Raw genomic sequence first — 17,183 nt, forward strand, 5'->3', positions numbered from 1 at the left:
GGCCGCGAACGGCGCAGTCGGCTACGTCAGGTGGACGGGCGACGCCGGGCCGGGGGCTCGCAGCAGCCGGGCGCGCAGAGCGTCCCGTTGCACCCGACCCCACCCCGTGGGCCGGTCCCGCACGCCCGCGGCTCGGCCCCGGACACCTGCTCGGCGATGAGCTCGACGATCATGCGGATGAAGCGCGGGTCGGAACCGGCGCTGGCCGCCCGCGCCATCCGCACCCCGAGCTCCCCGGCCTGCTCGGCGAGCTCGGTGTCGAGGTCGAAAGCCACCTCGACGTGGTCGGAGACGAATCCGACGGGGCTCACGACGACATCCGTGACCCCCTTGCCGGCGAGCGCCTCCACGTGGTCCTCGATCTGCGGGTCGAGCCACGGGATCTGCGGCGGGCCGGAGCGCGACTGCCAGACCTGGTCGTAGTCGCCGACCCCGACCTCGCCCGCGACCAGCCGGGCGGCCTCCCCGACCTGGCGCGAGTAGCGGTGCCCGCCCTCCTCGGGCGGACCCGCCGTCTCGTCGGCCGAGACGGGGATCGAGTGGGCGGTGAACACGAGCCGGGCGTCGTGGCCCTCGTCGAGGGTCTCCCGCGCGGCCCGCACCCCGTCGGCCACCGACGCCACGAACAGCGGGTGGTCGTAGAAGTGGCGCAGCTTGGTGAGGTCGGGCACGAGGGCCTCGTCGCCGAGCCGCTCGATCGCCGCGGCGCGGGCCCGGGCGATGTCCTCGTGGTACTGCCGGCAGGCCGAGTAGCCGCCGTAGGCGCTGGTGGCGAAGACCAGGGCGTTCCGGACGCCGTCCTGGGCCATCTCGGTGACGGTGTCCTCGGCGAACGGGTGCCAGTTGCGGTTGCCGAAGTAGACCGGCAGGTCGTACCCGGCCGCGTCCAGCTCCCGGCGCAGCGCCGCGATCATCTCGCGGTTCAGGCCGTTGATCGGGGACATGCCGCCGAAGTGGTGGTAGTGCTCCTCGACCTCGTCGAGGCGCTCGGGCGGCACGTTGCGGCCGCGCACGACGTTCTCGAGGAACGGTCGCACCTCGTCGGGCGCCTCCGGACCGCCGAAGGAGAGGACGAGGACGGCGTCGACGGGATTCGTGCTCACCCCACCATGGTTCCCCGCCCGGCGCGGCCTGCCACGTGTGACCCCGAACTGCTCCGAATGGCCTATCCCCTGTGTGGGTGATCGGCTTTACCTTCTCATGACGGCGCCGAGGGGGGCTTGGGCCGCTGGGGGGAACGTGGGATGGACGATCTCATCGGTGTGCCCGTGGTCGGGCAGCCCGTGGTGTACGCGGCCGGCTTCATCGCCCTGCTGCTGGTCGTGTTCACCGGCTCGTGGGCAGGGTCGCTCGTGACGTTGGCGCACGAGGGTGGGCACGCGCTGACGAGCGTTCTCGCTCTACGGGGGCTGTATGGCGTGCACTTGGAGGACGGCGGCGGTGGGTTCACGCGGTTCGGAGGAGGTTGGGGTGCCTCCCTCTACGTGATCTACCCGGCGGGGTATCTCACCCCGCCCCTGCTGGGACTCGGCGGTGCCGCGGTGCTCGTCGACGGCAACGCGTGGGGCGTCCTCGTCGGGGCGGTGGTGATCCTCGCGGTCTCGTTCCTGGTCGCCGCCAATGCCCTGGCGAACGTCGTCGCGGCGGTCGCGTCGGTCGGCGTCATCGCGGCGCTCGTGTGGGGCCCGGCCACGCTGCAGGTCGCCCTCGCCGTGGTCGTCGTCTGGTGGCTCCTCCTCGGCGGGGTCCGCTCGACGGTGAGGATGGGCCGGAGCTCTGACTCCGACGCAGGGGTGATGTCCCGACTCACCCTCATCCCGCCGATCATCTGGCAGGCGTTCTGGGTCACCGTCGCCCTCGTCTGTCTCTACGCCGGTGGCCGTCTCCTGCTCGTCGGCACCGCCTGGCCTCCCGGGGTCTGGCCGTTCGGCCTCCCCGCCTGACCTCAGCCGTCCGCGGCCGGGAACGACAGGTGCTGGTGGACCATCTGCCACTCCCCTTCACGCCGCTCGAAGACCCGCGTCGCGCGTGACCGGACCTCCGCCCCGTCGGCGACGACGCGGTCGATCCCCCACGCCACCGCCAGGTCCCCGTCGGCGCGCACCCGCAGGTCGGGAACGTCGAACGTGATCGGGCCGGCGGAGGACTCCAGTCCGGTCCGACACACCTCGCGGACCGCGTCGACGCCCTCGTAGCTCAGCGGACCGGCGTGCTCGTAGGAGACGACGTCCGGGGCGATGTTCGCCATCATCCCGTCGAGGTCCTCGGCCGCGGTCTGCTCGAACCACTGCTGGTGCACCGCGCGCACCTCGTCGACCGAGGTCTCCTCGGCGCCGCTGTGATCGGCGAACGAGTGGTGCTCGTGCGCGACGACCCACCGGCCGTCGTCACGCCGGAGCCCGAGGGTGAGGCGCAGCCGCCGGTCCGGGGCGCGCTCGAGCTCCGCCTGTGTCCCACAGCGCAGCAGCGCGTGCGCGAAGGCGACGTCGGTGCCCGCCGTCACCTCGAGCGAGACGATCTCGAAGCTCGCTCCCGACGCCTGCCAGTCGAAGAACCCCGGCCAGGTCTCCTCGTAGTCCGCGATCCCCCGGACGCCGTCCTCCGGGGGCGGGACGTCGAACATGACGATGTCGGGTGCGTGGTCGGCGAGGACGCCGGCCATGTCACCGGTGTGGACGGCCGCCGCCCACCGTTCGATCAGCTCGCGGATCCGCTGCTCGTCGTCCATGGCATCGCCTCCGTCTCGGATGGACGGATGAAACCAGGAACCCGGCATTCCGGGCGAGCCTCGATGTCCCGACTGCCCGGCCCGACCATCCCCCCACATCGGTCGGGCCGGGCCCCGCTCCCCCCGGGCCTCACCGCGGCGCGGACCACCGCCCGGTACCCCTACGACGGTCGGTCCGTCCCGTCCGCTCCGAGTGCGACGATCCGCGCTACGGCACTCGGGGGGATCCGGAGAATCCCTGGTCGTCGCCCTCGTCGATCCGCCTACGGTCGGTCGGGTGGAGGGCCGCGAGGAGGAAAGACGGTCGATCCGTGCCCTTCTCGACGAGGCCCGGACGGGCCATGCGGGCATCCTCGGGTTCCGAGGTGCGGCTGGTACCGGGAAGACCACGCTGTGCGACGACGCGTTGGTCGCCGCGACCGACATGACCGTGCTGTCCCTCTGCGGGGTCGAGAGCGAACGGGACCTCCCGCTCGCGGCGCTGCTCGCCTTGCTGCGTCCCCTGGACGAGTTCGTCGACGATCTCCCCGGTGCGCAGCGCGCGGTGGCCGGAGCGTTGCTCGAGGGCGTCGGCTCCCAGGTCGGGGACTCCTTCGCCCTCGGCGCCACCTGCCTGGCCTTGCTCGCCGTCGCTGCCGAGAAGGAGCCGTTGCTCGTGATCGTCGACGACCTGCAATGGGTCGACGAGGTGTCCGGCCGCGCGATGGCCTTCGCCTTCCGACGCCTTGCGCGGGACGCGGTCGCCGTGCTCCTCGCCTCTCGGGAGACCGAGCCCGACGACGGGCGCCCCGACCCCCTGCCCGGCCCGTGGCCGTGGACCGAGCTCGGCGGCCTCGACGCCGACCAGTGCACCCGCCTGCTCGGCGCCAACGGGGTCGCGCCCGCCGTCGCGGACCGGCTGTGCGTGCTCTGCGCCGGCAACCCGCTGGCCCTGCTCGAGGTGGCCGACGGGCTGACCGTGGCGCAGCGCCTCGGGACGGTCCCGCTCCCCGACCCGGTGCCGCTCGGTCCGCGCGGGACGGCAGCCATCGGCCGGCGTCTGGCCGGGCTGCCCGCGGACTGTGTTGAGGCGCTCGTCGTCCTGGCCGTCGGCGGGGACGCTGACCTGCCGGACCACGCGCGGGCTCTCTCGGCTCGCGGGACGGAACCGACGGTGCTCGTCGCGGCCGAGCGAGCTGGGGTGGTCCGGGTGGACAGCGGGCTGCCCCGTTTCGCACACCCACTGCTGCGCTCGGCCGTCATCAGCCTCGCGAACCCGGCGATGCGACGGCGGGCGCACGCGGCGTGGGCCGAACTGGACGGCGTTCCCGTGGGACGACGCGCGCGCCACCTCGCTGCTGCCACCGTCGGGGCGTCAGAAGAGGTCGCTGCCGCGCTCGAAGAGGCAGCCGACGTGGCTGCTGAGCGCGGCGGGGTGGCCGCGGGGGTCGACGCGCTGGTCCAGGCCGCGCTCGTGTCGCCGGAGCCGTCCGCGAGGGCGCGCCGTCGCCTCCGGGCTGCGGAAGGCGCGTTCCTCGCCGGTCGGCGTGAGCTCGCTCAGGAGCTGGTGAGTTCCGTGCTCGCCGAGGAGGCCCCGACGCTCGATCCGGCGCCGGCGGGTCTACGGGATCAGGCGCTCGCCCTGGACGCCTCGCTGAGGGTGTGGACGACGGAGGTGGGCGACGCCAGAGCAGTTGTCACGCCAGTCATCGATCGGCTGGCCGGACCAGCTCCGGAACTCGCTGCGCTACTCGGTGTTCAACTCGTCATCACAATGTGGAGTGCGGGCGAGACTCGAGCCAGGATCGATCTCTGCCACCGCATCCGCGCGCTTGCCATCGAAGACCCTGCGCTCAGGCATCTCGTTGAGTTCACCGATGCGACGTTCTCTCTGGCCAACTGCGACCCCGGCCCGACGCGAGAGATGTTGTGTGGAGGCGACCCCGCCTCGTGGCGAGACGAGTTGCTCCGGCGATATCCCGCGTACTACACGGGCCTACACCATTGGTGGCGCTGGACGGATCGCATCGATCAGGGTCGTTTCGAGATCGAAGCGCACATCGCGGACGCACGCCGCCGCATGGCGACCACCTTGCTGCCTCACCCGCTGATGCTTCGCGCGGATATCCACTTCGAGACCGGGGAGATCGCGCGAAGCCGCGCCGATCTCACCGAGGCGATCGGACTGTGCGAAGAGACCGGCCAGGACGGCTTGCTTGGCTACGCCCATGCCTTGAGGGGTAAGGCCGCCGCCCTCGAGGGCGATGAGTCACTCGCACGAACTGAGGCCGAGCTCGCTCTGGAAATTGCACGCCGGAGTGGCCTCCGCCCGATCACGTTCTTCGCACACCACACGCTGGGGCTGCTCGAGCTCGGGCTCGGCCGCCCAGGGGAGGCTGCTCGGCATCTGGCATTCCTTCGCACAACAGCTCTCGATCTCGGCTCTCATCACCCCAAGTCCGTCCCCTGGCACGCCGACCACGTGGAGGCCCTGCTCGGCGCCGGCCGCCGCGACGAGGCCGCCGTCGTCTCCGCGGAGCTCGCCGCCGACGCGGAACGGTGCGACAGCGCCTGGGCTCGCGCGGTCGCCCTCGGTACCGAGGCGCGCGTCGCTCCCGATGACCAGGCCGACGGGAAGCTGGAACAGGCGATCGACGCCCAGGAGGGAATGCCCCTCGAGCAGGCCCGCACGCGTCTCTTCCTCGGCGAGCACCGCCGTCGTCATGGTCGGGTCCGCGACGCGCGCGACCCCCTGGCGGCCGCCGCCGCGACCTTCGCCGGCGCCGGCGTCCTCCCGTGGGCACGGCGAGCCGACGCGGAACTGCGGGCCGCGGGCGGACGTGCGGCGACGACGCCCGCTCCTGACCTCGGAGGCCTCACCGACCGCGAGCTGCAGATCTGCCTCGCCGTCGCCGACGGTGCGACGAACAAGGAGGTCGGCGCGGCGCTCTTCCTGTCCCGGAAGACCGTCGAGTACCACCTCGGCAACGCCTTCCGGAAGCTCGGCGTCACGAGCCGGGCACAGCTCGTCCGGCTCGTGGCCGCCCGGTGAGGCTCAGACGCCGACCGCGTGGAACCCGCCGTCGGCGTGCACCATCTCGCCGGTGGTCGACGGCAGCCAGTCCGAGAGCAGCGCGCAGGCGGTCTTCGCGACCGGCGTCGGGTCGGTGAGGTCCCAGCCCAGCGGCGCGCGGTCGGTCCAGGCCTGCTCGAACGACGCGAAGCCCGGGATCGAGTTCGCGGCCATCGTCTTGATCGGGCCGGCGGCCACCAGATTGACGCGGATGCCGTCCGGGCCGAGGTCGCGCGCGAGGTAGCGCGTGGTGGACTCGAGGGCGGACTTCGCGACGCCCATCCAGTCGTAGGACGGCCACGCGACGGTGTTGTCGAAGTCCATCCCGACGATCGACGACCCGCGCGAGAGCAGCGGGCGGCAGGCGACCGCGAGCGACTTCAGCGAGAACGCCGAGACCTCGATCGCCGTCGAGACGTCGGACCATTCCGCGCTGAGGAAGGCCCCCTCGCCCAGGGCGCCGGCCGGGGCGAAGGCGATCGAGTGCAGCACCCCGTCGAGACCGTCGACGTGCTCGCGCACCTGGTCGGCCAGCCCGTCGAGGTGCTCCTGGTTCTGCACGTCGAGCTCGATGACGGGAGCGGGCTCGGGCAGGCGCTGCGCGATCCGCTTCACCAGCGAGAGCCGGCCGAACCCGGTGACGACCAGCGTCGCGCCCGCCTCCTGCGCCGCCTTGGCGACGTGGAACGCGATCGACGCGTCGGTGATGATCCCGGTGACCAGGATGCGCTTGCCTTCCAACAGCCCCACGAAGGTTCCTTCCGGTTGATGATGAGGGACCTAGTGGCCCATGCCGACGCCGCCGTCGACGGGCAGCACGGCGCCGGTGATGTAGGCGGCGTCGTCGGAGGCGAGGAACGCGACGGCCTTCGCGATCTCCTCGGGGCTCGCGGTGCGCCCGAGCGGGATCGCGGCCATGAGCTCCTCGCGGCGCTTGTCGGAGAGCTCCGCGGTCATCTCGGTGTCGACGTAGCCGGGCGCGACGACGTTCGCGGTCACGCCGCGCCCGCCGAGCTCGCGGGCCACCGACCGCGCCATCCCGACGAGTCCGGCCTTCGAGGCCGCGTAATTCACCTGACCGGGTGCGCCGGTCAGCCCGACCACGCTGGAGATGTAGATCAGGCGGCCGAAGCGGGCCTTCATCATCCCGCGCGTCGCGCGCTGGGTGACCCGCCAGGCGCCGGTGAGGTTGGCGTCGAGGACGTCGGTGAACGCCTCCTCGGGCATGCGCATCAGGAGACCGTCCTTGGTCACGCCCGCGTTCGCGACGAGGACCTCGACCGGCCCGTGCTCGCTCTCCACCTGGGAGAACGCCGCGTCGACGGCCGCGGAGTCGGTGACGTCGCACGTCACGCCGTGCAGGCCCTCCGGCGGCTCCCCGCTGCGATGGGTCACGACGACGGTGTTCCCCGCCGCCGCGAACTCCCGGGCGATCGCGAGGCCGATGCCCCGGTTGCCTCCGGTCACGAGCACGACCCGGCTCACGCAGCTCCTCCAGCGTCGATGGCGATGGCCGGGCGCACGCTATCGGCTACCCCCTGGTAGCGCCGAGGAGGCGGGCCAGATCACGGGAGTCGGGCACCGAGCGCGAACGCCGCCCCCAGACCGATCACGACGAGGATCGTCCCGGCCATGAGCCAGTCGCTCCCGGTGTCGACCTCCTGCGACTCGTAGCCGATCTGCTCGCGCAGCGTGTCGTAGGTGGCGCGCAGGTCCTGTTGGCTCGCCGCCTTGGAGAAGTCGCCGCCGGACCGTCGCGCGATCTCCTGCATGTCGGAGTCGGCCACCGCGACCGGCACCGGCCGCCCCTCGATCTCGATCTCGCCGTAGTCGGTGCCGAAGGAGATCGCCGAGATCGGCACGCCCTGCTGCTTGGCCTGGTCGGCGGCGGTGAACGCGCCGCGCGGGGCCTCGAGGTCGGACGGGATGGTCTGCTTGCCGTCCGAGAGCAGGATGATCCGCCCCGGCGGCGGCTGCTCGGGGCCCTGGATCTGGGTCGCGACGGACCGGATCGAGGCCAGCGACGCCTGGATCGCCTCACCGGTCGCGGTCGACTCGGCGAGCTGCAGCGTCGAGATCGCGCGCTTGACGGTGTCGCGGTCCCGGGTGGGCGACACGAGCACCGTCGCGGTCCCGGCGAACGACACCAGGCCCAGGTTGATCCCCGGCGGCAGCTGGTCGACGAACTCGGTGGCCGCCTGCTCGGCGGTCTGCAGCCGGCTGGGGCTCACGTCGGTGGCCCGCATCGAGAGCGACACGTCGATCGCGAGCATGACGGTGGCGCGGTTGCGCGGCACCTGCTCGGTGGTCAGCGGCCCGGCGAGCGCGACGACGAGGCAGGTCAGCGCCACCAGGATCAGCGCGATCGGGACGTGGCGGAGCTTCCCCGGCCGCTTCGGCGCGATCTTCTCCAGGACGCCGAGGTTGGTGAAGCGCATCGTGTTGCGGCGACGACGGCGCTCGTTCCAGACGTAGGCCGCGGCGAGGGCGACGACGACGAGGAGGGCGAGCAGCCACCACGGGTGCGAGAACACTGGGGATCAGCTCCTCCCGGCGCGGAGCCCGGAGAGCACCCCGGCCCCGGACACCGCCGTCGTTCCCTGCCCCGACCAGCCCCGTTTGCGCGCGACCACGAAGCGCACCATGTCGGCGATCCAGTCGCGGTCGGTCCGCAGCCGCAGGTGCCCCGCCCCCGCGCCCCGCAGCGCCGTCGCGACCCGGTCGCGGTGGGCCGCGGCCTCGGCGGCGAAGCGGCGCCGCAGCGTCGGGGTGGTGGTCACCTCGCGGGAGTGCCCGGATTCGGGGTCGGCCAGTACGACCGTCCCGACGTCGGGCAGCTCCTCGTCCCGCTCGTCCCCCACCTCGATGGCCAGCACCTCGTGGCGCATCGCGAGGCCGCGCAGGGAGCGGTCCCAGTCGACGTCGCCGAGGAAGTCCGAGATCACGACGGCGAGCCCCCGACGGCGGGGTGGGTTGCGCAGCGCCTCCAGGGCGCCGACGAGATCGCCGCGGGTGCCCTCCGGGGCGCGCGGGGTCGCCGCGATCCGGCGCATCAGCCCGTGGGCGTGCTCGGTGCCGCCGCGCGCCGGCAGGCGGACGAGATCCTGTCCCGTGGCCACGATCGCCCCGACCCGGTTCCCGCCGCCGCGCGTGAGGTGCACGACCGCCGCGCACGCCGCGACCGCGAGGTCGCGCTTCTCGCAGCCGCCGGTGCCGAAGTCCAGGCTCGGCGAGAGGTCGACGACGAGCCACGTCTCCAGCTCGCGGTCGGCGATCGTCTCGCGGATGTGCGGCTCGGAGGTGCGGGCGGTGACCGACCAGTCCATGCGGCGCACGTCGTCGCCCGGCTGGTAGACCCGCGCGTCGCCGGCCTCCGACCCCGGGCCCGGCACGAGCCCGAGGTGGTTGCCCTGCAGCAGCCCGTCGAGGCGCCGCCGGACGGTGAGCTCGAGGGTGCGCAGCGCCGCGTCGAGGTGCTCGCTGCCCGGCGCGAGGCTCGGCGGGTGCGGCTCGGCGCCCCGGCCCTCGCGCGGCGGCCGCCCCGCACGGTCAGCGGCGCCAGACCCGCCGTCGGAACCTCCGGGTTCCGACTCGTCGTGGTCCTCGCCCTCCCCCGCGACGCCGAGGCGCCCGAGGAGCTTCGGCCACCACGACACCCGCGCGGGGTCCTCGTCGCCGCTCACGAGCCGGCCGCGGCCCGGCCGGGCGCCGGGCCGGACTGCTGGCCCGCCGGGCCCGAGACCGCGACGGGACGGGCGCTGACCTGCGGCAACGGCACCGTCTGCAGCAGCCGGGTCACCACGTGGTCGACCGGGACGCCGTCGGCGAGCGCGTCGTAGGAGAGCACCAGGCGGTGGCGCAGCACGTCCGGGGCGATGTCGACGACGTCCTGCGGCAGCACGTAGTCCCGGCCGCGGACCAGCGCGAGCGCGCGGGCGGCGGAGATGATGCCCAGCGAGGCGCGCGGGGAGGCGCCGTAGGCCACCCAGCCGGCGACGTCGGACATCCCGTGGGTGCCGGGCTCCCGGGTGGCGATGACGAGGCGCACCACGTAGTCGACGAGCGCGTGGTGCACGAACACCTGCGACGCGACGTCCTGCAGGCGGCGCAGCTCGGCCGGGTCGAGCACGGTGTGCGGCTCCGGCGGGTGCACCCCCATCCGGTAGACGATCTCGCGCTCCTCGTCGGCGGTCGGGTACTCGACGAGGATCTTGAAGAGGAAGCGGTCGCGCTGGGCCTCCGGGAGCGGGTAGACGCCCTCGTTCTCGATCGGGTTCTGGGTGGCGAGCACGAGGAACGGGTCGGGCATCGGGTGGGTGGTCCCGCCGATCGACACGGTCCGCTCGGCCATGACCTCGAGCATCGCCGACTGCACCTTCGCGGGCGCGCGGTTGATCTCGTCCGCCAGCACGAAGTTCGACACGACCGGGCCGAGCTCGACGTCGAACGCCTCGCGGCCCTGTCGGTAGATCCGGGTGCCGAGGATGTCCGAGGGCACCAGGTCGGGCGTGAACTGGATGCGGGCGAACGAGCCGCCGACGACCCGCGCGAAGGTCTCCACCGCCAGGGTCTTCGCGACGCCGGGCACGCCCTCGAGGAGCAGGTGGCCCCGGGCGAGGAGGCCGACCAGCATCCGCTCGACGAGGCGATCCTGCCCGACGATCACCCGCTTGACCTCGAGCACGGTGCGTTCGAGCTGCTCGGCGTCGTGCGCCGGGGTGTCCGGTCCCTGGTGCTCACTCGCCGTCTGCTCGCTCACCGCGGGCCCTCCGAATCCTGCGGGCGCCGTGCCCGGTCCTGCTCTGCTGCGCTGCGGCACTGTCGGGGCGTGACGGTACCCACCCGTCCGGACACGCTGTGCCAGGCGTTCCGGGTCGGGCCCGTGGGAGTCAAGGGAAAGGACGACGGCGTGAGACCCCCGTGAGGGGAGGTCATCCGAGCGGGCGGGTCACGGTCGGGACGATCTCGTCGTCGAACCGGACCGGGGTGATCCGGACGACCTTCCCGGACTCCGGGGCCTCCACCATCTTGTCGTCGCCGAGGTAGAGCGCGACGTGGTGGACGTCGTCGCCCTCGGCCCAGAAGAGCAGGTCGCCGGGCTTGCGCTGGTCCAGCGGGAGCTTCGGGCCCGCGTCCTCCTGGTAGCCGCTGTAGTGCGGCAGCGACTTCCCGGCGGCGGCGAACGCGTAGACCATCAGCCCCGAGCAGTCGAAGCCGGTCTTGTCGTAGTCGCCGAACGCGTCCGCCACCCCGCCGTCGTGGATGCCCTGGGTGGGGCCGTTCGCGTCGCCGCCGCCCCAGGCGTAGGTGGTGCCCAGCTCCGAGAGGGCCCGGTCGATGACGGTCTGCGCCGGGTCCTGCCCGGACTGACCCGACGGGCTCGAGGGCGCGGTGGTGTCGGACGTCGACGGCGAGGGCGACGGCGTGGGGGTGCTGACGGCGGGCGCGGGCCCACGGGCGAGCCGGGCCCGGGCGGCGTCGCGCGCCGCCGCGTCGGAGGCGTCCTGCGCGCGCTGCTGGGCCGCCTGCGCGGCCTCGGCCCGCTGACGCTGCGCGGCGAGCGCCGCGTCGGAGGCCTCGAGCTGGGCGAGCCGGGCCTGGGCGGCGGTGCGCTGGGCGTTCACGCCGGCGATCTGGCGCTGACGGTCCGCGACGGCGTTGCGGGCGGCGTCGAGCTCGTGGCTCGCGGCGTCGCGGGCGGTGGCCGCGCGGGCCGCGGCGTCGGCGGCCGCGGCGGCGTCGGCGCGGGCCCGGGAGTCGGAGTTCGCGGCCTCGACCCTGGCGTTCTCGTAGCCCTGCAGGTCGGCGGACTGCTCGGCGGTGACCAGCCCCTGCAGCTGCAGCCGGTCCGCGACGTCCTGCGGGCCCCGCGTCCCGGCCAGCGCGGCACCGATGCTCGCGGCGTCGGCCTGCTGGTACTGCGCGGCCACCCAGGTGTCGACCCGCGTGCGGGCGGCCTCGGCGTCCGCGTCGACCCTGTCGGCGGCCGTGCGGCTGGCCGCCGCGGCCTGCCGGGTCTGTTCGACGCGGCCGCGGGCGGCGGTGTCGTCGGCGACGGCGCGGTTGGCCAGCTCCTGGCGGTCACCGGCCTGGGCGGCGAGGTCGTCGAGCTGGCTCTGCAGGGTGGAGAGCTGCGCGACCAGGCGTCCCACCTCCGCCCCTTCGGCCGCCGTGCCACCACCGGGCGGCGGGGGCGGCGCGGTCTGGGCGCTCGCCGGCACGCCGGCCAGCAATATCGCGACGGCACAGGCGAGGACGAGCCCCGTGGCCGCGCCGGTCCTTCTCCGACGGACCCCTCGCGCCACGGCGAACCTCCTCCACTGCCACGGCGGCCCTGGGCGGGATCGAGTGGATCACCTGGGCACACCGAAGCGGTGGCACCACTCCGCCGTGGGCGTGTCCGGTTCACATGCCCCCGGCGACGGGCACCCGTCAGCTGGGTCGGGTCGGCATCGCTCAGGTGTGCTCGGTGATCATCGATCCGTCCGGGTGAGCCGCGGCACGCCGACGGTCGGACGTGATGGTCGTAACCTGGAAGGTGCAGGTCCGGGGGTGCGAGTGCGCCGCCGCTGACCGTGCGCGAGACTCCCGGCAGGACGGGATCGTCTCCGCACGGCACGCACGACGCGACGCGCCCGCGGGCCAGGCCGCGGGCCGGCGCGCGAGGGTGCTCCGACGGGTCACCGCGGATCGGTCCCGCACCCGCGGATCGACCGGTCGGCGTACCACCACCCCCCGGTCGGCCCACACATCCGACGGCTCGCACGCACGGGCCGACCAGAGCAGCGGGCCGGTCCCCCACCACGGGACCGCCCCACCAGGGAGGACAGGCGTGAGCGAAGAGGCCAGCAGCGTCGACAGCTTCGGGGCCCGCGGGACCCTCGACGTCGGCGGCACCAACTACGAGATCTTCCGGTTGAACGCGGTGGAGGGCTCGCGGCGCCTCCCGTTCAGCCTCAAGGTGCTGCTCGAGAACCTGCTGCGCACCGAGGACGGCCTGGTCACCACCAAGGACTCGATCAACGCGCTGGCGCACTGGGACCCCACCGCCGAGCCGGACACCGAGATCCAGTACGTCCCCGGCCGCGTCGTGATGCAGGACTTCACCGGCGTGCCCTGCATCGTCGACCTCGCCACCATGCGCGAGGCCGTCACCGAGCTGGGTGGTGACGCCGAGAACGTCAACCCGCTCGCCCCCGCCGAGCTGGTCATCGACCACTCGGTCGTCGCCGATCTGTTCGGCACCCCGGACGCGTTCGAGAAGAACGTGGAGCTGGAGTACGAGCGCAACGAGGAGCGCTACAAGTTCCTGCGCTGGGGCCAGACGGCGTTCAACGAGTTCAAGGTCGTCCCGCCCGGCACCGGCATCGTCCACCAGGTCAACATCGAGCACCTGGCCCGCGTCGTGATGAGCCGCAACGCCCCGGGCAACGGCCCGCTGCAGGCCTACCCCGACACCCTGGTCGGGACCGACTCGCACACCACGATGGTCAACGGCCTGGGCGTACTGGGTTGGGGCGTCGGCGGCATCGAGGCCGAGGCCGCGATGCTCGGCCAGCCGGTGTCGATGCTGATCCCGAAGGTCGTCGGCTTCCAGCTCTCCGGCGAGCTGCCCCCCGGGGCCACCGCCACCGACCTGGTCCTGACGATCACCGAGATGCTGCGCGAGCACGGCGTCGTCGGGAAGTTCGTCGAGTTCTACGGCGAGGGCGTCGGCGCGGTGCCGCTGGCCAACCGCGCCACGATCGGCAACATGAGCCCCGAGTTCGGCTCCACCTGCGCGATCTTCCCGATCGACGACGAGACGCTGAACTACCTGCGCTTCACCGGCCGCGACGACGAGCAGGTCGCGCTCGTCGAGGCCTACTGCAAGGAGCAGGGCCTCTGGCACGACCCGCAGCACGAGGCCGACTACTCCGAGACGCTCTCGCTGGACCTGTCGACCGTCGTCCCGTCGATCGCCGGCCCGAAGCGCCCGCAGGACCGCATCCGGCTCGACGCCGCGAAGAACTCCTTCCGGAGCTCGCTGCCGGACTACGTGGGTGACGGCAACGGCGCGCCCTCCTCGCAGTCCGAGCAGTCCGACGCCGAGTCCTTCCCGGCGTCCGACCCGCCGAACGAGACGAACGACGACAACGACCGGCCGATCGTGCACCGTCAGCCGGTGGACCCGAGCGGGCGTCCCTCGCACCCGGTGCCCGTGACGATGTCCGACGGCACCCAGCTCGAGCTCGACCACGGCGCCGTCACGATCGCCGCGATCACCTCGTGCACCAACACCTCGAACCCGTCGGTGATGGTCGGCGCGGCCCTGCTGGCCCGCAACGCCGTCGAGAAGGGCCTCGAGCGCCGTCCGTGGGTCAAGACCTCGCTCGCGCCCGGGTCGAAGGTCGTCATGGACTACTACGAGCGCTCCGGTCTGCTGCCCTACCTGGAGAAGCTCGGGTTCAACCTGGTCGGCTACGGCTGCACCACCTGCATCGGGAACTCCGGGCCGCTGCCCGAGGAGATCTCGAAGGCGGTCAACGACGGCGACCTCGCCGTCACCGCGGTGCTCTCCGGCAACCGCAACTTCGAGGGCCGCATCAACCCCGACGTGAAGATGAACTACCTGGCCAGCCCGCCGCTGGTGGTGGCCTACGCGCTCGCCGGGACGATGGACCTCGACCTGGCCACCGAGCCGCTCGGTCACGACACCGACGGCAAGCCGGTGACACTCGAGGACATCTGGCCCACGCCGCAGGAGATCCAGGACGTGATCGCCTCGGCGCTCTCGCCGGAGCAGTTCACCCAGGGCTACGCCGACGTGTTCGCCGGCGACGAGCGGTGGACCTCGCTGCCCACCCCCGAGGGCGAGACGTTCACCTGGGACGACGGCTCGACCTACGTGCGCAAGCCCCCGTACTTCGAGGGCATGAGCCGCGAGCCGTCGGCCGTCGGCGACCTCGAGGGTGCCCGCGTGCTGCTCAAGCTCGGCGACTCGGTGACCACCGACCACATCTCCCCCGCCGGGGCGATCAAGGAGGAGTCGCCCGCCGGGCGCTACCTCAAGGAGCACGGCGTCGAGCGCAAGGACTTCAACTCCTACGGCTCGCGCCGCGGCAACCACGAGGTGATGATCCGCGGCACCTTCGCCAACATCCGGCTGCGCAACCTGCTGCCCACCGGCGACGGCGGGTCGCTCGACCAGGGCGGTAACACCGCCGACTACACCAACGGCGGCCAGCAGGCCGCGGTGTACGACGCGGCGCAGAACTACGCCGCCGAGGGCACCCCGCTGGTGGTGCTGGCCGGCAAGGAGTACGGCTCCGGGTCCTCGCGTGACTGGGCCGCCAAGGGCACGACGCTGCTCGGCGTGCGCGCCGTGATCGCCGAGTCCTACGAGCGCATCCACCGCTCGAACCTCGTCGGGATGGGCGTGCTGCCGCTGCAGTTCCCCGAGGGGCAGAACGCCGACTCGCTGGGCCTGACCGGCACCGAGACGTTCTCCGTCACCGGCGTCACCGCGCTCAACGACGGCGGCGTGCCGGACACCGTGCACGTCACGGCGCAGCCCGCCGACGGCGGGAACGCCATCGAGTTCGACGCGCGGCTGCGCATCGACACCCCCGGCGAGGCGCAGTACTACCTCAACGGCGGCATCCTGCCGTTCGTGCTCCGCAAGATGCTGGGCTGATCACCCGCGCCGCTGATCAGTCCCCCGCTCCGGGACGAACGACTCGTTCGTGCACGTAGACGCCACGAACGAGTCGTTCGTCCCGTCGAGGGGACCGGTCAGTCGTTCCGGGGGCCGATGTGCTGCGCCAGCCGCTCCTCGACGTCCTCCGGCAGCTCGGGCAGCGACTCCAGCCCGCTCTCGGCGAGCATCCACCCGACGTCGTCCGTGGTCAGCGCCTCACCCGCGCCGTCGCGGTCGTCGAGCACGGTGCGCAGGTAGGCGACGAAGTCGGCCTCCGGGTCGGGCTCCTCGGCCGCGAGTGCGTGCTCGAGCACGGCGCCGAGATCGCTGCCCTGCTCCACGGCCTGCAGCGGCAGGGCGATGATCGTCGCGCCGAGGACGACCTGCGGGTGAGCCAGGACGCCGTCGTCGGGCTCCCAGTGGGCGTCGTCGCCGCGCTCGTCGAGGATCCGCCGCCCCAGCAGCAGCCCCACGTCGAGAGTGAGCGACGGCGTGGCGGGGTCGGCCGGCCGCTCGACGAGCCAGGTCCCGATCGCGGTCCAGGAGGCCGGGTCGGCGTCGTGGGCGAGGCCCAGCCGGTCCAGCAGCGTGGTCACCGCGGCCACGCGGTCGGGCTCGGCGGCGATGAGTCTCCGCGCGACGGTGCGGGCACGGCCGTCGTCGACGGTCGCGCCCGGGGGTTCGTGGGGCGCGTCGTACGGCCGGTAGTCCCCGAGGTCCGCGGGGACCGGTTCGGCGGCGAGCCGGCGGTAGGTCGGCGTGCCCGGCACGCGGACCCAGGGCAGGAAGGTCGACCAGAGGAGGTCACGCACGTGTGAAGGATCGCAAGCGCGGGGCCGTCAGTTACCGTCGGTCCCCGCATCGTGTTCGGCCATCGCCTCCGCGGCGGCCTGATCCTCGCTGCGTCCGCGGCGCCAGTAGCCCTGGAACTGGACGTCGGCCCGGTCCACGCCGCGCTCCCGGACGAGGTGGCGGCGCAGGTCGCGCACGCGGGACGCCTCCCCCGCCAGCCACACGTACGGCCGTCGCCCGGGCAGGTCGTTCTGGCGGACGACGTCGAGCAGGTCCGGTCCGCCGTGCACCCACGTCACCTCCACGCGGCCCGCGGTCTCCCAGCGCTGCACCTCCGCCGCCGTCGACACCTCGAGGACCACCTCGGCCCGCTGCCCCGGCCGGAGCGACTCGACGATCGCGCCCGCCGCGGGGACGGCCGTCTCGTCGCCGACGAGGAGCAGCGCGTCGTGCTCCGGGCGCGGGGCGTAGAGGCCGTACGGACCGGTGAAGCAGAGCCGGTCGCCCGGTGCGGCGTCCCGGGCCCAGGTGCTCCCGGGGCCGTCGCCGTGCAGGATCAGGTCGACGTCGATCTCCACGCCGTCGGGGTGGTCCCGGCGTCGCCGCAGCGTGTAGGTCCGCATCGGGGGCCGCTCGCCGTCGGGCATGGCCAGGTAGGAGCGGTACCAGCGCCCGACGTCGCCGTCGGCCGGGATCTCCGGCAGCACGGGGAGCTCGCCGCGGTTCCGGGGGAAGAACAGCTTGAGGTAGCCGTCGGGGGCCGCGGTCGGGAGGTCGTCCAGTGCCGGCCCGCCGAGGGTGACGCGCACGCTGCCCGGGCTGATCCGCCGGGCGTCGCGCACCTCCACCTGCCGCAGTGCAGAGGCCGTGGCCGGTCTCCTGGTCGCCTCCGCGGTCATCGCGCCCTCCTTCAGTCGGTGAAGTAAGGCTAA

The 17,183-nt window shown here is 73.2% G+C and carries 13 protein-coding genes; 3 read left to right on the forward strand and 10 right to left on the reverse strand.

Annotation, left to right across the window (positions count from 1 at the left end):
* Nucleotides 1–26: 26 nt before the first annotated feature.
* Nucleotides 27–1,103, reverse strand: coding sequence for a ferrochelatase (locus LQ327_RS16840; protein ID WP_230735697.1), 1,077 nt, complete (start codon nt 1,101–1,103; stop codon nt 27–29).
* A 141-nt stretch (nt 1,104–1,244) separates the two neighbouring features.
* Here LQ327_RS16840 and LQ327_RS16845 point away from each other — a divergent pair, with 141 nt between their 5' ends.
* Nucleotides 1,245–1,943: a M50 family metallopeptidase gene (locus LQ327_RS16845; protein ID WP_230735699.1), complete on the forward strand. Its 699-nt coding sequence runs from the start codon at nt 1,245–1,247 to the stop codon at nt 1,941–1,943.
* Nucleotides 1,944–1,945: 2 nt separating this feature from the next.
* Here LQ327_RS16845 and LQ327_RS16850 read toward each other — a convergent pair whose 3' ends face one another.
* Entirely contained in the window at nt 1,946–2,728 is a 783-nt protein-coding gene (locus tag LQ327_RS16850) for a YybH family protein (RefSeq protein WP_230735701.1), read from the reverse strand.
* Between the two features lie 277 nt (nt 2,729–3,005).
* On the opposite strand from LQ327_RS16850, the gene LQ327_RS16855 reads away from it, so the two are divergent.
* Complete coding sequence (locus LQ327_RS16855; RefSeq protein WP_230735703.1) at nt 3,006–5,759, forward strand: helix-turn-helix transcriptional regulator; 2,754 nt, start codon at nt 3,006–3,008, stop codon at nt 5,757–5,759.
* Between the two features lie 3 nt (nt 5,760–5,762).
* On the opposite strand, the gene fabI is transcribed toward LQ327_RS16855, so the two are convergent.
* The 6 genes from fabI to LQ327_RS16885 form a co-directional block, all read right to left on the reverse strand.
* A complete protein-coding gene (fabI, locus tag LQ327_RS16860) occupies nt 5,763–6,530 on the reverse strand; it encodes an enoyl-ACP reductase FabI (protein ID WP_230735705.1) in 768 nt (255 codons plus the stop codon).
* Between the two features lie 30 nt (nt 6,531–6,560).
* The gene (gene fabG / locus LQ327_RS16865; RefSeq protein WP_230735707.1) at nt 6,561–7,265 is read right to left on the reverse strand and encodes a 3-oxoacyl-[acyl-carrier-protein] reductase; all 705 of its coding nucleotides are present in this window, start codon (nt 7,263–7,265) and stop codon (nt 6,561–6,563) included.
* 80 nt (nt 7,266–7,345) lie between these two features.
* A complete protein-coding gene (locus LQ327_RS16870) occupies nt 7,346–8,314 on the reverse strand; it encodes a VWA domain-containing protein (protein ID WP_230735708.1) in 969 nt (322 codons plus the stop codon).
* 6 nt (nt 8,315–8,320) lie between these two features.
* Nucleotides 8,321–9,241, reverse strand: coding sequence for a DUF58 domain-containing protein (locus tag LQ327_RS16875; protein WP_230736258.1), 921 nt, complete (start codon nt 9,239–9,241; stop codon nt 8,321–8,323).
* A gap of 218 nt (nt 9,242–9,459) precedes the next feature.
* Nucleotides 9,460–10,539 carry an AAA family ATPase gene (locus tag LQ327_RS16880; protein ID WP_230735710.1) on the reverse strand — a complete coding sequence of 360 codons (1,080 nt, stop codon included), beginning with the start codon at nt 10,537–10,539 and terminating at the stop codon, nt 9,460–9,462.
* A 172-nt stretch (nt 10,540–10,711) separates the two neighbouring features.
* The gene (locus LQ327_RS16885; protein WP_230735712.1) at nt 10,712–12,085 is read right to left on the reverse strand and encodes an NlpC/P60 family protein; all 1,374 of its coding nucleotides are present in this window, start codon (nt 12,083–12,085) and stop codon (nt 10,712–10,714) included.
* Nucleotides 12,086–12,612: 527 nt separating this feature from the next.
* Between LQ327_RS16885 and LQ327_RS16890 the strand changes: the two genes are divergently transcribed.
* Nucleotides 12,613–15,456: an aconitate hydratase gene (locus LQ327_RS16890; RefSeq protein ID WP_230735714.1), complete on the forward strand. Its 2,844-nt coding sequence runs from the start codon at nt 12,613–12,615 to the stop codon at nt 15,454–15,456.
* A 98-nt stretch (nt 15,457–15,554) separates the two neighbouring features.
* Here LQ327_RS16890 and LQ327_RS16895 read toward each other — a convergent pair whose 3' ends face one another.
* On the reverse strand, nt 15,555–16,271 hold the full coding sequence (locus LQ327_RS16895; protein ID WP_230735715.1) for a hypothetical protein: 717 nt from the start codon (nt 16,269–16,271) through the stop codon (nt 15,555–15,557).
* Nucleotides 16,272–16,298: 27 nt separating this feature from the next.
* Entirely contained in the window at nt 16,299–17,150 is an 852-nt protein-coding gene (locus tag LQ327_RS16900; protein WP_230735717.1) for a siderophore-interacting protein, read from the reverse strand.
* Nucleotides 17,151–17,183 lie beyond the last annotated feature (33 nt).

It is taken from the genome of Actinomycetospora endophytica (assembly GCF_021026375.1).
Lineage (GTDB): Bacteria > Actinomycetota > Actinomycetes > Mycobacteriales > Pseudonocardiaceae > Actinomycetospora > Actinomycetospora endophytica.

Bases quoted from the DNA above. Each gene is read 5' to 3' on its own strand.
- LQ327_RS16845 (WP_230735699.1), top strand. From the start codon at position 1,245: ATGGACGATCTCATCGGTGTGCCCGTGGTCGGGCAGCCCGTGGTGTAC.
- LQ327_RS16850 (WP_230735701.1), bottom strand. From the start codon at position 2,728: ATGGACGACGAGCAGCGGATCCGCGAGCTGATCGAACGGTGGGCGGCG.
- LQ327_RS16900 (WP_230735717.1), bottom strand. From the start codon at position 17,150: ATGACCGCGGAGGCGACCAGGAGACCGGCCACGGCCTCTGCACTGCGG.